Below are 13,142 nucleotides of genomic sequence, written 5' to 3'. Positions count from 1 at the left end.
GGCGGGGGGCGAGCCGGGCAAGGCTTGACAGCGAGGGGCGGGGATTGGGGATTCGGGATTTGGGATTCGCGGCGGTCTCACTGATTCCTGAGCCGCACGCGATGCTGACGGTGCCGTGCGCGCGTCTACGCGAGCTGCAGCGACTCCAGCGAATCCCGAATTTCCACGGCCGGCTCCCGGCCCGCCAGGGCCATGCGCACCGGCGCGAAGCTGCGCCGGTGGTGGATGCAGGGGCCATGCGCGGCCAGCGCCGCCAGGTGCGCCGGGGTGGCGTAGCCCTTGTGCAGGTCGAAGCCGTAGTGCGGGTGTTCGTCGTGCAGGCGCTGCATGATCCGGTCGCGGGTGACCTTGGCCACGATCGAGGCGGCCATGATCGCGCGGTCGCGGGCGTCGCCGCCGACCAGCGCCTCGGCGGCGCAGGGCAGGCCCTTGGGCACGCGGTTGCCGTCGATGCGGGCGAAACCGGCCACGTGGGCCACGCCTTCGACCGCACGGCGCATGCCCAGCATGGTCGCCTGGTAGATGTTCAGCCGGTCGATCTCCTCGGCCTCGATCAGCACCACCTGCCAGGCCAGCGCGCGCTCGACGATGCGCGCGTACAGCGTTTCGCGGCGCGCCGCGGTCAACTGCTTGGAATCGTCCAGTCCGTTGATGCGGGTGCGCGCCGGATCGAACACCACCGCCGCCACCGCCACCGGCCCGGCCAGCGGGCCGCGGCCGGCTTCGTCGACGCCGGCATAAAGCCGGGAATCGGGAGTGGGGAATGGGGAATGGGACAAAAGCGACTGCTGCAGCGACGGCCGGGGAAGGGAGCGCTTCATGCCGTTGCTCCTGTCGATTCCCGATTCCCGGTTCCCGATTCCCGGCCCTCCAGCAATTCGAGCACCGCATCGGCCGCGCGCGCCGAGGCGTCCTGGCGCAGCAGCAGGTGCAGGCGCTCGTATTCGGGCTGCAGCGCCGCCACCGCTTGCGGGTTGCGCAGCCAGTGCAGCAGCGCGGCGGCCAGCGCGTCGGGGGTGCAGGCGTCCTGCATCAGTTCCGGCGCCAGGTCGTGGCCGGCGAGGATGTTGGGCAGGGCGTAGCGGTCGACCTTCAGCAGGCCCAGCGCCTTGACGATGCGGTAGGTGAGCGGAGCGACCTTGTAGCCGACCACCATCGGCCGCTTCACCAGCATGGCTTCCAGGGTCGCGGTGCCGGAGGCCAGCAGCACCGCGTCGGCGGCGAGCAGCGCGGCGCGCGCGTGGCCGTCCAGCACCTTGGTGGCGGCCGGCGGCAAGACCGAACGCGCGAGTTGCGCTTCGATCAGCGCCTTGCACGCGGCATTGGCGGCCGGCACCAGCACGCGCGCATGCGGAAGCTGCTGCAGCACCTGCGCGGCGGCGGCGAAGAAGGTGTCGCCGAGCTTGCCGATCTCGCCCAGGCGGCTGCCCGGCAACACCGCCAGCACCGGCACGTCGGCGGCCACGCCCAGGGCCGCACGCGCCGCGCCGCGGTCTTCGTGCAACGCGATCGCATCGGCCATAGGGTGGCCGACGAAGCGCGCGTCCACGCCGTGCCTGGCGTAGATCGGCGGCTCCATCGGGAACAGGCACAGCACCCGGTCGGCGCTGGCGCCGATCTTGGCCGCGCGCTGCTCGCGCCAAGCCCACACCGACGGGCTGACGTAGTGCACGGTGCGCAGCCCGCGCTGCTTCAGCCAGCGCTCCACGCCGAGATTGAAATCGGGGGCGTCGATGCCGACGAACACGTCCGGGCGCCAGGCCAGCAGCCGCTCGCGCAGCGCGCGGCGCAGCTTCAGCAGGCGCGGCAGGTGCCGCAGCACTTCCAGCAGACCCATCACCGCCAGCTCGCTGGCGTCGAACCAGGTCTGGCACCCGGCCTGGCGCATCGCCTCGCCCCCGACCCCGGCGAACTCCGCGTCGGGATAGCGCGCGCGCAACGCCTCGATCAGCCCCGCGCCCAGCAGGTCGCCGGAGGCTTCGCCGGCGACCAGGGCGATGCGCAGCGGTGTTGCGCGGGGATTGGGGATTGGGGATTGGGGATTTGCAACAGCGGACGCGGCGCTATCGGTACCGGCAATGCTGCCGTTGCCAATCCCGAATCCCGAATCCCGAATCCCGGCCGTCATCGCAACAACGGCCGCTCGCTGGATTCGATGAATTCCAGCATCGCGCGCACGTCCTCGCTGCCTTCGGCCAGCACCGCCAACTGGTGCTTGGCCTCGGCCAGCGGCAGGCCGGCCACGTACAGCGCGCGGTAGGCACGCTTGATCGCGGCCACGCGTTCGGGATCGAAGCCGCGGCGCTTCAGCCCTTCGCTGTTGATGCCGCGCGGGCGGCCCAGCGAATTGCCGCCGACCATGGTGAACGGCGGCACGTCGCCGTTGATCAGCGCGCCCATGCCAAGGAAGGCGTGATCGCCGATGCGGCAGAACTGGTGTGCGCCGGCGAAGCCGCTGATGATGACGTGGTCGCCCACTTCCACATGGCCGGCCAGGGTGGTGTTGTTGGAGAACACGCAGTGGTTGCCGACGATGCAGTCGTGGGCGACGTGGGTGTAGGCGAGGAACCAATTGTCGCTGCCGACCCGGGTGATGCCGCCGCCGCTGCCGGTGCCGCGGCTGACGGTGACGAACTCGCGGATCACGTTGCGGTCGCCGATCACCAGTTCGGTGCGTTCGCCGGCGAACTTCTTGTCCTGTGGGTCGCCGCCGAGCGCGACATGGCCGACCAGGCGGTTGTCGCGGCCCAGCCGGGTCGGGCCGACGATGCTGCAATGCGAGCCGATCTCGCAGCCTTCGCCGATCTCCACTTCGGCGCCGATCACGGTGAAGGCACCGACGCGCACGTCGGCGGCGAGTGTCGCGCCCGGGTCGATGATCGCGGAAGGGTGAATCAGGGGAGCGTTGGCGCTCATTGCAGGTCTCCTGCCAGGGTCATTCGCGGGTGCCGGCGCACAGCACTTCGGCGCAGGCCACGACCTTGCCGTTGACCTTGGCCTCGCCGTAGTACACCGCCATGTTGCGGATCACCCGCTTGATCTCCACGTGCAGCTCCAGAACGTCGCCGGGCACCACCTGGCTGTTGAAGCGGGCGTTGTCGACCTTGACCATGTAGAACAGCTTGGACTGCGCGTCGCGGCCCATCGCCAGCTGGGTCAGGATGCCGCCGGCCTGCGCCAGCGCCTCGATGATCAGCACGCCCGGCATGATCGGCTGGCCGGGGAAATGGCCCTGGAAATACGGCTCGTTGATGCTCACGTTCTTGTGCGCGACGATCCGGCGGTTCTCGAAATCCAGCGAGACCACCTTGTCCACCAGCAGGAACGGGTAGCGATGCGGAAGCAGTGCGCGGATCTGGTTGATGTCCGGCAGGGTGGCGTCCGGCAGGGGCTGATCGTGGCTCATTCCTTCTCCTTGCTGACAGACAGGATGCGACGGGCCAGGGCATCGAGCTGTTTGAAGCGCGCGGCGTTCTTGCGCCACGTGCGGTTGTCGGTCAATGGGGTGCCGGACGAGTACTCGCCCGGCTCGTGGATGGAGTTGCGCACGACCGACTTGCCGGTGACCACGACCTTGTCGCAGATCTCCAGGTGGCCGACCACGCCGACCGCGCCGCCGAGCATCACGTAGCGGCCGATCTTGGCGCTGCCGGCGATGCCGGTGCAGCCGGCGATGGCGCTGTGCGCGCCGATGTGCACGTTGTGCGCGACCTGCACCAGGTTGTCCAGGCGCACGTCTTCTTCGAGGGTGGTGTCTTCCAGCGCACCGCGGTCCACGCAGGTGTTGGCGCCGATCTCGCAATCGTCGCCGATGCGCACGCCGCCCAGCTGCGGCACCTTGATCCAGCGGCCGGCGTCCATCGCCAGGCCGAACCCGTCGGCACCGAGCACCGCGCCGGGATGCACGCGCACGCGCTGGCCCAGGCGCACCCGGGTGACCAGGGTGACGCGGGCGATCAGTTCGCTACCGGCGCCGACCTGGCAGTCCTCGCCGATCACGCAGCCGGGGCCGATCACGCAGCCCTCGCCGATCACGCTGCGCGCGCCGATGCTGACGAACGCGCCGATATGCGCACTGGCCGCGACCTGCGCGCTGGGATCGATGCTGGCACTGGGATGGATGCCGGGCGGCCGCAGCGGTGCCACGTCGAACAGCGCGGCGATCTTGGCGAAGGCGACATACGGGTCGCGCGCGATCAGCGCGGTACCCGGCGCGGCCTCGGCGTCGTCGGCGCGCAGCACCACGATCGCCGCGGTGCTGTCGGCCAGTTGCGCGCGGTAGCGGGGATTGGCCAGGAAGCTGAGCTGTCCCGGGCCGGCCTGCGCCAGCGTGGCCACGCCATGCACCGCGACGCTGCCGTCGCCATGCACCTGCAGGCCGAAACGCTCGGCGATCTCGTCAGCGGTATAGGTCGAAGTATTCACCGGGAGATTCTACCGTGTGCCATCAACACGGTCATACGTACGCCCGCGTAGGGCGCGCTGACACAGCGTGCGCTGCCCGACCCTCATCCGCCCCTATGGGGCACCTTCTCCCGGTGGGAGAAGGGAGTCGCGTCAGCCCCTCTCCCACCGGGAGAGGGGTTGGGGTGAGGGTACGGCCACAAGCGACAGACTCCCAGGCGCGGGATTCCGAAGGCAACGAACCATGGCTTGCGATTTGCAGGGCGAGGCGCGCGCCGACAGGCGCAGTGATGTGGAAGGCCAAGGCCCGGCATCGGGTGGGCAGTCGGACGGCCGCGTAGGGCGATCGCATGCGGCCGCGCAACAGGCCACGACCACCTGTCAGGAACGATCAACCGACTGGAGCAAAGCCCCCTTTGGTAAAGGGGGCGCGCCGAAGGCGCGGGGATTCGGAAGGCCAAGCCCCGGCCAGGTTTTCGTGTAGCGAAAGCCTGGGCTGCCAGGGTGAAACCCTGGCAGCGGGCGGGCAGTTCTTTAGAACTGCCCACCGAACGTGAACTGCAGACGCTCGATCTCGTCGTTGTCTTCCTTCTTCAGCGGAATCGCGTAGCTGATCGAGATCGGACCGACCGGTGCGCGCCACAGCAACGCGATACCGGTGGAGGCACGCAGCTGGTTGGTCTTGAAGTTGTCCACGCCGTTGAACACGTTGCCGAAATCGACGAATGCCGAAATGCGCGCCGAGGGGCTGTCGAACAGCTTCGGGAAGTACATCTCGAAGGAGCCGACGGTCTTGAACGAGCCACCCAGCGGCTGGCCGCGACTATAGGAAGCAGTGGCCTCCGAGCGCGGGCCGAGGGTGTTGTCCTCGAAGCCGCGCACCGAGTTGGTGCCGCCGGCGTAGAAGTTCTCGTAGAACGGCAGGCCCGACGCCGTCACGCGGCGGACCAGGTTGGTGCCGTCGCAGGCCTGCGCCGTATACACCGGCGTGCCGGAACTGTTGGTGGTGGTGGTGCCGCAGATATCGCGCGACACGTCGCTGCCGTAGCTGTCGCCGTAGCCGAATTCCGCACGCGTATTCAGCACCAGCGACGAGGACAGCGGCCAGTACTTGGAGATCTGGTAGTTGAGCTTCCAGTACTCCACGGTCGAGCCGGGCAGGGTGGCTTCCAGACCCACACGCTGGTACATGCCGCGGGTCGGCATGAAGTACTGGTCGCGCGTGTCGCGGGCCCAGCCCAGTTCGCTGCGCCAGGCGTGGAAGGTCTTGGTCCCCATCGCATCGATGTAGTTGATGATCGCCTGCGGGGTATAGCCGGGGTAGGTGGTGATCTGGTTGCTGTCCACGCCGAACATCAGCGAGACGCTGTCGGTCTCGGTGATCGGCACGCCGAAGATCACCTGCGCCGCGCCGTTGGTGCTGTTGTACTGCGCGGTGCCGAAGTCGGAGTAGTCCAGCTTGCGCCACGACAGGTTGTAGCCCAGCGACACGCCGTCGTCGGTGAAGAACGGGTTGGTGTAGGAGAACGCGTAGCGCTCCTGGTAGCTGCTGCGCGAGGCGTCCACGGCGACGCGGTTGCCGCCGCCGAGGAAGTTGTTCTGCGACAGCTGCACCGAGGTGGTGACGCCGTAGGTCTGCGAGTAGCCCAGGCCGAAGGTGAAGCTGCCCGAGGTGGTCTCCTTGACGTTGTAGACCACGTCGACCTTGTCGTTGCTGCCCGGCACCGGCGGCGTTTCCACGTCCACCGACTCGAAGTAGCCCAGGCGCTGCAGGCGGATCTTGGAGCGGTCGATCGCTGCCTGCGAGTACCAGGTGTCCTCGAACTGACGCATTTCGCGGCGCAGCACTTCGTCGGAGGTGCGGGTGTTGCCGCGGAACACGATGCGCCGTACCGATACGCGCGGGCCCGGGGTCACCTGCAGGTTCACCGCCACCGTGCGCTTCTCGCGGTCGGTGGTCGGGATCGGGGTGACCTTGGCGAAGGCGTAGCCGATGTTGCTCAGGGTGTTGGTGATCGCGTCGGAGCTGTATTCCAGCAGCGCGCGCGAGAAGGTGTCGCCGGCCTTGGGGATCACCAGCTTCTCGATCTCTTCCTGCGGCAGGATGGTGTCGCCGGTGACCTTGATGTCGGAGATCTTGTACTGCTCGCCTTCGGTGATACCGGCGGTCAGGTACATGTCGCGCTTGTCGGGGCTGATCGCCACCTGGGTGGAGTCGACGCTGAAGTCGACATAGCCGCGGTCCAGGTACCAGGAGTTGAGCTTCTCCAGGTCGCCGGAGAGCTTTTCCTTGGAGTACTGGTCGTCGCGGCGGTACCAGGACAGCCAGTTGTGCTCGCGCGACTCCCAGTTCTCCAGGATGTCCTTGTTGAGGAACTTCTCGGTGCCGATCAGGTTGACGTGGCGGATCTTGGCCGCCTTGCCTTCCTTGATCGCGATTGCCACGTCGACGCGGTTGCGGTCCAGCGGGCTCACCGTCGGGGTGATCTCGACGTTGTACTTGCCGCGGTTGTTGTACTGGCGGGTCAGCTCCTGGGTCACCCGGTCCAGGCTCAGCCGGTCGAAGGTGCCGCCCTCGCTGAGGCCGATGTCGGACAGGCCCTTGAGCAGTTCCTCGCTCTTGATGTCCTTGTTGCCGGTGACGGTCAGCTTGTTGATCGCCGGACGTTCCTTGACCGTGACCACCAGGATGTTGCCCTGGCGGTCGACGCGCACGTCCTCGAAGAAGCCGGTGCGGTACAGCGCACGGATCGCCTCGGCGACCTTGGCCTCGTCCACGGTGTCGCCGCGCTCTACCGGCAGGTAGGTGAACACGGTGCCGGACGAAATGCGTTGCAGCCCGTCGACGCGGATGTCGCTGGCGGTGAAGGGCTCCGCTACCTGGGCCAGGGCCGGCAGGCTGAGGCTGGCGGCGAGGGCGAGGGCAAGCAGGCGGCGAGTGGGAAATCTCGTCATGTCACGTCCGGTAGAGGTCGATATCGTTGTTGCATGGGCGCCGGCGCAAGACGACAGCGGGTCGAGTGGATCGGCGCGGGTCATCGCAGGGCCTGCCCGAAGAGGTCGTTGTAGAACGCCAACCCCATCAGTCCTGCCAGCAACGTCAGGCCCACGAACTGCCCCGCCGCCATGGCGCGCTCGCTCAGCGGGCTGCCCTTGACCAACTCGATAAGGTAATACAGCAAGTGCCCGCCGTCCAAGATCGGGATCGGCAGCAGGTTCATGATCGCCAGGCTCAGCGACAGCAGCGCCAGGAAATTCAGGAATCCGTCCGGCCCTTCCTTGGCCGAGATGTTGGCGACCTTGGCGATGGTGATCGGGCCGGACACGTTCTTCAGCGAGGCCTCGCCGGTCAGCATGCGGCGCAGGATGCCCAGGGTGTCGCCGGCCAGCCGGCCGGTCTCGCCGAAGGCCATCGGGATCGCCGCCAGCGGGCCGTAGCGCAGGGTGGCGTCGTAGGCGGGGCGGCGCTGCTCGCCGATGGCCACGCCCAGCTTCCAGCTCGGCGCGCCGGGGCCGGCGGCCTGCTTGAGATGGACCTCCAGCGCCAGCCGCTCGCCGTTGCGCTCGACCTCGATCAGGCCGTTGCCGCCCTCGCGGCCCAGCGCCTGGACCCGCGGCGCGACCTGGTCGGCGCTGGTGATCGGGCTGCCGTCCACCGCCAGCACGCGGTCGCCCGGGCGCAGCACGCCGTCGGCGGCCGAGCCGGGGTCGACGTTGGCGATGACCGCCGGCTGCAGGGTGAAGCGCCAGGTCAGGCCGGCCAGCGCCGGCACCTGCCGCTCGTCGAAACCGACCGGGAGCTGCGACAGGCGCAGGGTCCGGGTATGGTTGGTACCGTCCTGCGCGTCCTCGGTCTGCACCGGCACGTCCTCGCGGTCCATGGCGGCGACGGTCAGTTGCATGGCGGCCTCGCTCCAGGTCGCGACGTCGCGGTCGCCGACGCGGACGATGCGCTCGCCGGCCTGGAACCCGGCCTGCTGCGCCAGGCCCTCGGCGCGGCCGACGATGGGCGCGTAGTCCTGCTTGCCGATGACGAACATCGCCCAAAGGAACGCCACGCACAGGATCAGGTTGGCGATGGGGCCGGCGGCGACGATGGCGATGCGCTGCCACACGCTCTTGTTGTTGAAGGCTTGCGCGCGCTCGGCCGGGTCGACCTCGGCCTCGCGTTCGTCGAGCATCTTCACGTAGCCGCCGAGTGGGATCGCGGCGATCGCGAACTCGGTGCCGTGGCGGTCGTAGCGCGACCACAGCGGCTTGCCGAAGCCCACCGAGAAGCGCAGCACCTTGACCCCGCAGCGGCGGGCTACCCAGAAATGTCCGAACTCGTGGAATGTCACCAGGATGCCCAGGCTGACCAGCATCCACCAGATGGAGCCAACGAAATTACCCATGCGCGTGGCTCATGGCGGCGTGGGCATCAAGCATGGGCGAAGTGGCGGGCAATGGCGAGTTCGGTGATCTTGCGCGAGTGCGCATCCGCCGCCAGCAATGCGTCCAGGGAATCGGCCGCGACCGCAGGCAGCTCGGTCAGGGCGTTCTCGACCAGCGCAGGAATCGATAGGAAACCGATTCGGCCCTGAAGAAAGGCTGAAACAGCCACTTCGTTGGCCGCATTCAGGATCGCCGGGGCGCTGCCGCCGGCCTGCATCGCGCGCCAGGCCAGGGCCAGGCAGGGAAAGGCGTCCAGATCCGGTGCCTCGAAGTCCAGGCGGCCCTGCGCCAGCAGGTCCAGCCCGGCGACCCCGGAGGCGATGCGCTCCGGCCAGCCCAGGCCCACCGCCAGGGTGGTGCGCATGTCCGGCAGGCCCATCTGTGCCAGGGTCGAACCGTCGATGAACTCGACCAGCGAGTGCACCAGGCTCTGCGGGTGCACCAGCACCTCGATGCGCTCGGGCGCCAGCGCGAACAGGTGGTGGGCCTCGATCACTTCCAGGCCCTTGTTCATCAACGTCGCCGAATCGACCGAGATCTTCGGCCCCATCGACCACTTCGGGTGCGCCACGGCCTGCGCCGGGGTCACCGCCTGCAGGCGAGCGCGGTCCCAGCCGCGGAACGGGCCACCGGAGGCGGTCAGCAGCACCCGCCGCACCTCGGCGCCGGTCTGGCGCGAGCGCAGGCACTGGAAGATGGCGTTGTGTTCGCTGTCGATCGGGATGATCTCGGCGCCGGCCGCCGCGGCGGCGGCGGTGACCAGTTCGCCGGCCAGCACCAGCGCTTCCTTATTGGCCAGCAGCAGGCGCTTGCCGGCGCGGGCGGCGGCCAGGGTCGAGGCCAGGCCGGCCGCACCGACGATCGCGGCGACCACGCTGTCGCAGGCGTCGCTGGTCACCAATTGGTCCAGTGCGGCGTCGCCGGCATGCGCCTGGGTCGACAGCCCGGCCGCGCGCAGGCCGTCGCGCAGCGCCGGGTACAGCGCCTGATCGGCGATCACCGCATGCGCGGGGCGGTGCGTGGCGCACAGCGCCAGCAGCGCGTCGACGTTGCGCCCGGCCGCCAGCACGCCGGCGCGCAGGCGCTGCGGATGGCGCGCGATCACGTCCAGCGCCGAGGCGCCGATCGAGCCGGTGGCGCCGAGCACGGCGATGGTGCGGACCGCCGGGTCCTTGCTGTGTTGCGTGTTCACTGGCTTCAGAACCCGAAGATATCCTTGCCCAGCGCGAAGATCGGCAGCGCCGCCAGCACGCCGTCGATCCGGTCCAGCACGCCGCCGTGGCCGGGAATCACGTTGCCCGAGTCCTTGGCGCCGACATGGCGCTTGAGCAGGCTCTCGAACAGGTCGCCGACCACCGAGGCCAGCACGGTGACCGCGGCCACGATCAGCAGCCCGGGCAGGTGCGGCAGGGTCACCCCGGCCAGCCAGCCGAAGCCGGCGGCCACCAGCAGGCCGGCCAGCAAGCCGCCGACCAGGCCTTCCACGGTCTTGTTCGGGCTGACCCGCGGCGCCAGCTTGTGCTTGCCGAACTGGCGGCCGGCGAAATAGGCGCCGGAATCGGCGGCCCACACCGTCGCCAGGGCGGTCAGCAGCCAGCGGTGGCCGTTCGGCTCGCTGGCGTGGATCAGGCCCAGCGCGGCCCAGGCCGGCACGATCGCCAGGGTGCCGGCGGCGAGCTTGAACACCCGCGCGTAGGTGGCGTGGTCGGAGCCGAAGCGGTAGAAGCCCAGCCACAGCAAGGCCACGCACCACCAGCCGGCGCCGATCAGGGTGGTCAACTGGAACAGCACCAGCGAACCGGCCGAGGCCCACACCAGCAGCACCATCAGCAGCAGGTTGAGCATCAGCAGGATGGTGCGCGGCAAGGTGTCGTCGACCTCGGCCAGCTTCAGCCATTCCCACAGGCCGATCAGGAAGATCAAGGCGGCCAGCGCGACCAGCCACTGGGTCGGCAGCAGCAGGATGGCGCAGATGGCCAGCGGGGCCATGATCAGCGCAGCGATGACGCGGGTACGGGTCATGCGGAAACGTTCTCCGTCGCCGCTTCGGCGACCTGCGCGCTGGTGAGGCCGAAACGCCGCTCGCGGCGGGCGTAGTCGTCCAGGGCTTGTTGCAGCACCTCGGGGCCGAACTCGGGCCAGAGGGTCTCGGTGAACCACAGTTCGGTGTAGGCCATCTGCCACAGCAGGAAGTTGCTGATGCGCAGGTCGCCGCCGGTGCGGATGAACAGGTCCGGCGGCGGCAGGTCGGCCAGCGCCATGCGCGCCGACAGCGCGTCCTCGTCGATCTGCTCCGGGCGCAGGCGTCCGGCGGCGACGTCCTCGGCCAGCGCGCGCGCGGCCAGGGCGATGTCCTGGCGGCCGCCGTAGCTGGCGGCGATCGACAGGTGCAGGGCCTGGTTGTCGCGGGTGCGCGCCTCGGCCTGGGCCATGCGCTCGCACAGCGACGGCGCGAAGCGCGAGCGGTCGCCGATGAAGCGCACGCGCACGCCGCGCCGCTGCAGCTCGTCGACCTCGCGGTCGAGCGCGTGCAGGAACAGCTTCATCAACGCGTCCACTTCCTCCTGCGGGCGCCCCCAGTTCTCGCTGGAAAAGGCGAACAGGGTCAGCGCGCCGATGCCGCGCTCCAGGCAGAAGTCGATGGTGCGATTGACCGCACGCGCGCCGGCGCGGTGGCCGATCACGCGCGGCCGGCGGCGGCGCTGCGCCCAGCGGCCGTTGCCATCCATGATGATGGCCAGGTGGCGGGGCAGGGACATGGGGATGGGGTCGGAAGGCATGGCCGGCAGGCGCAGGCTCAGACCGCCATCAGTTCCTGTTCCTTGCCCTTGACCACGTCGTCCACGTCCTTAATCGCCTTGTCGGTCAGCTTCTGGATGTCGTCCTCGCTGGCGCGGGCCTCGTCCTCGGTGACCTTCTTGTCCTTCAGCAGATCCTTGACCTGCTGGTTGGCGTCGCGACGGATGTTGCGGATCGCGACCTTGGTGTCCTCGCCTTCGCCGTGCACGACCTTGGACAGCTCGCGGCGGCGCTCCTCGGTGAGCGCGGGCAGGTTGAGGCGGATGGTGGTGCCGGCGGTGTTCGGGGTCAGGCCCAGGTCCGAGGCCAGGATCGCCTTCTCGACCGCGCCGACCATCTGCTTTTCCCACGGGGTGATGGTCAGCGAGCGGGCGTCGGCGACGGCCACGCTGGCGACCTGGCTCAGCGGCATGTCCGAGCCGTAGTAGTTGACCTTCAGGTGCTCGACCAAGGCGGTCGACGCGCGGCCGGTGCGCACCTTGATGAGCGCATGACGCAGCGCGTCGATGCTCTTGGCCATGCGGGTCTGTGCGTCTTGCTTGATTTCGTTGAGCATCGCCGGTGTCCGTGCTGAATCTGAATCGGACGATTATAGCCGGGAAAGGCGTGGGGCCGGGATTGGGGATTCGGGATTGGGGATTCGCAAAAGCGGCGCTTCAGGCGCAATGAGATGCGATAACGCGCCCGTGCCCGCAATGCTGCAGCGCGCAACGCCTTCGCGAATCCCCAATCCCGAATCCCCAATCCCGGGTCGGGGCATCAGCCCCGACCTTTGACCAACGTGCCGATCTCGGCGCCGCGGAGGATCTTCAGCAGTTCGCCGGGCTGGCCCATGTTGAAGATGCGCAGCGGCAGGTCGCTGTCGCGGGCCAGGGCGAAGGCGGCGGTGTCCATCACTTCCAGGTTGCGGGCGATGACCTCGTCGTAGGTCAGGCTGTCGAAGCGCACGGCGTCGGCGTGCTTCTTCGGGTCCTTGTCGTACACGCCGTCGACCTTGGTCGCCTTCAGCAGCAGGTCGGCGCCGATCTCGATCGCGCGCAGCGCCGCGCCGGAGTCGGTGGTGAAGAAGGGGTTGCCGGTGCCCGCGGCGAAGATCGCGATGCGGCCCTTTTCCAGGTGGCGGATCGCACGGCGCCGGATGAAGTCCTCGCACACGTCGTTGATCTTGATCGCGCTCATCACCCGCACCTTGGCGCCGAGCTTTTCCAGCGCGTCCTGCATCGCCAGCGCGTTGATGACGGTGGCGAGCATGCCCATGTGGTCGCCGGTGACCCGGTCCATGCCGTTGGCGGCAAGGCCGGCGCCGCGGAAGATGTTGCCGCCGCCGATCACCAGCGCCACTTCCGCGCCGGCCTGTTGCGCCTCGATCACTTCATGGGCGAGGCGGTTGATGATCTTGGGGTCGATGCCGTAGTCCCCGTCTCCCATCAGCGCTTCGCCGGACAGTTTCAACAGGATACGGCGATAGGCAAGCTGGGACATGGCGACCTCGTTGGGGGATGACG

General features: G+C 68.7%; 12 protein-coding genes. All 12 read right to left on the bottom strand.

Annotated elements, in window-relative coordinates; all coding sequences use genetic code 11:
• Positions 1-125: 125 nt before the first annotated feature.
• Positions 126-821, bottom strand: a complete 696-nt coding sequence (locus RAB71_RS14375; RefSeq protein ID WP_010344051.1) for a ribonuclease HII — start codon at positions 819-821, stop codon at positions 126-128.
• A complete protein-coding gene (gene lpxB / locus RAB71_RS14370) occupies positions 818-2,128 on the bottom strand; it encodes a lipid-A-disaccharide synthase (RefSeq protein ID WP_175300613.1) in 1,311 nt (436 codons plus the stop codon). Before lpxB ends, RAB71_RS14375 begins: the two co-directional genes overlap by 4 nt.
• Positions 2,125-2,916: an acyl-ACP--UDP-N-acetylglucosamine O-acyltransferase gene (gene lpxA / locus RAB71_RS14365; RefSeq protein WP_010344049.1), complete on the bottom strand. Its 792-nt coding sequence runs from the start codon at positions 2,914-2,916 to the stop codon at positions 2,125-2,127. Before lpxA ends, lpxB begins: the two co-directional genes overlap by 4 nt.
• Before the next feature lie 19 nt (positions 2,917-2,935).
• Complete coding sequence (fabZ, locus tag RAB71_RS14360; protein ID WP_010344048.1) at positions 2,936-3,406, bottom strand: 3-hydroxyacyl-ACP dehydratase FabZ; 471 nt, start codon at positions 3,404-3,406, stop codon at positions 2,936-2,938.
• Positions 3,403-4,425 (bottom strand): UDP-3-O-(3-hydroxymyristoyl)glucosamine N-acyltransferase, encoded by a 1,023-nt coding sequence (gene lpxD / locus RAB71_RS14355; protein ID WP_010344047.1) that lies wholly within the window; start codon positions 4,423-4,425, stop codon positions 3,403-3,405. Before lpxD ends, fabZ begins: the two co-directional genes overlap by 4 nt.
• Before the next feature lie 513 nt (positions 4,426-4,938).
• Positions 4,939-7,359 carry an outer membrane protein assembly factor BamA gene (bamA, locus tag RAB71_RS14350; protein WP_010344046.1) on the bottom strand — a complete coding sequence of 807 codons (2,421 nt, stop codon included), beginning with the start codon at positions 7,357-7,359 and terminating at the stop codon, positions 4,939-4,941.
• An 80-nt stretch (positions 7,360-7,439) separates the two neighbouring features.
• Positions 7,440-8,798, bottom strand: coding sequence for an RIP metalloprotease RseP (rseP, locus tag RAB71_RS14345; RefSeq protein WP_010344045.1), 1,359 nt, complete (start codon positions 8,796-8,798; stop codon positions 7,440-7,442).
• A gap of 26 nt (positions 8,799-8,824) precedes the next feature.
• A complete protein-coding gene (dxr, locus tag RAB71_RS14340; protein WP_029562253.1) occupies positions 8,825-9,985 on the bottom strand; it encodes a 1-deoxy-D-xylulose-5-phosphate reductoisomerase in 1,161 nt (386 codons plus the stop codon).
• Positions 9,986-10,035: 50 nt separating this feature from the next.
• Positions 10,036-10,860 (bottom strand): phosphatidate cytidylyltransferase, encoded by an 825-nt coding sequence (locus RAB71_RS14335; RefSeq protein WP_010344043.1) that lies wholly within the window; start codon positions 10,858-10,860, stop codon positions 10,036-10,038.
• Entirely contained in the window at positions 10,857-11,597 is a 741-nt protein-coding gene (gene uppS / locus RAB71_RS14330) for a polyprenyl diphosphate synthase (RefSeq protein ID WP_010344042.1), read from the bottom strand. The genes RAB71_RS14335 and uppS overlap by 4 nt, the downstream gene beginning before the upstream one ends.
• Before the next feature lie 38 nt (positions 11,598-11,635).
• Complete coding sequence (gene frr, locus RAB71_RS14325; protein ID WP_010344041.1) at positions 11,636-12,193, bottom strand: ribosome recycling factor; 558 nt, start codon at positions 12,191-12,193, stop codon at positions 11,636-11,638.
• A gap of 203 nt (positions 12,194-12,396) precedes the next feature.
• On the bottom strand, positions 12,397-13,119 hold the full coding sequence (gene pyrH, locus RAB71_RS14320) for a UMP kinase (protein ID WP_010344040.1): 723 nt from the start codon (positions 13,117-13,119) through the stop codon (positions 12,397-12,399).
• Positions 13,120-13,142: the final 23 nt, after the last annotated feature.

The organism is Xanthomonas sacchari, from assembly GCF_040529065.1.
Lineage (GTDB): Bacteria > Pseudomonadota > Gammaproteobacteria > Xanthomonadales > Xanthomonadaceae > Xanthomonas_A > Xanthomonas_A sacchari.
Note: the sequence above shows the minus strand (reverse complement) of the source record. Positions and strands in the feature narration are given on the sequence as shown.

Bases quoted from the DNA above. Each gene is read 5' to 3' on its own strand.
- lpxA (WP_010344049.1), bottom strand. From the start codon at position 2,916: ATGAGCGCCAACGCTCCCCTGATTCACCCTTCCGCGATCATCGACCCG.
- fabZ (WP_010344048.1), bottom strand. From the start codon at position 3,406: ATGAGCCACGATCAGCCCCTGCCGGACGCCACCCTGCCGGACATCAAC.
- pyrH (WP_010344040.1), bottom strand. From the start codon at position 13,119: ATGTCCCAGCTTGCCTATCGCCGTATCCTGTTGAAACTGTCCGGCGAA.
- uppS (WP_010344042.1), bottom strand. From the start codon at position 11,597: ATGTCCCTGCCCCGCCACCTGGCCATCATCATGGATGGCAACGGCCGC.
- RAB71_RS14375 (WP_010344051.1), bottom strand. From the start codon at position 821: ATGAAGCGCTCCCTTCCCCGGCCGTCGCTGCAGCAGTCGCTTTTGTCC.
- bamA (WP_010344046.1), bottom strand. From the start codon at position 7,359: ATGACGAGATTTCCCACTCGCCGCCTGCTTGCCCTCGCCCTCGCCGCC.
- rseP (WP_010344045.1), bottom strand. From the start codon at position 8,798: ATGGGTAATTTCGTTGGCTCCATCTGGTGGATGCTGGTCAGCCTGGGC.
- frr (WP_010344041.1), bottom strand. From the start codon at position 12,193: ATGCTCAACGAAATCAAGCAAGACGCACAGACCCGCATGGCCAAGAGC.
- RAB71_RS14335 (WP_010344043.1), bottom strand. From the start codon at position 10,860: ATGACCCGTACCCGCGTCATCGCTGCGCTGATCATGGCCCCGCTGGCC.
- lpxB (WP_175300613.1), bottom strand. From the start codon at position 2,128: ATGACGGCCGGGATTCGGGATTCGGGATTCGGGATTGGCAACGGCAGC.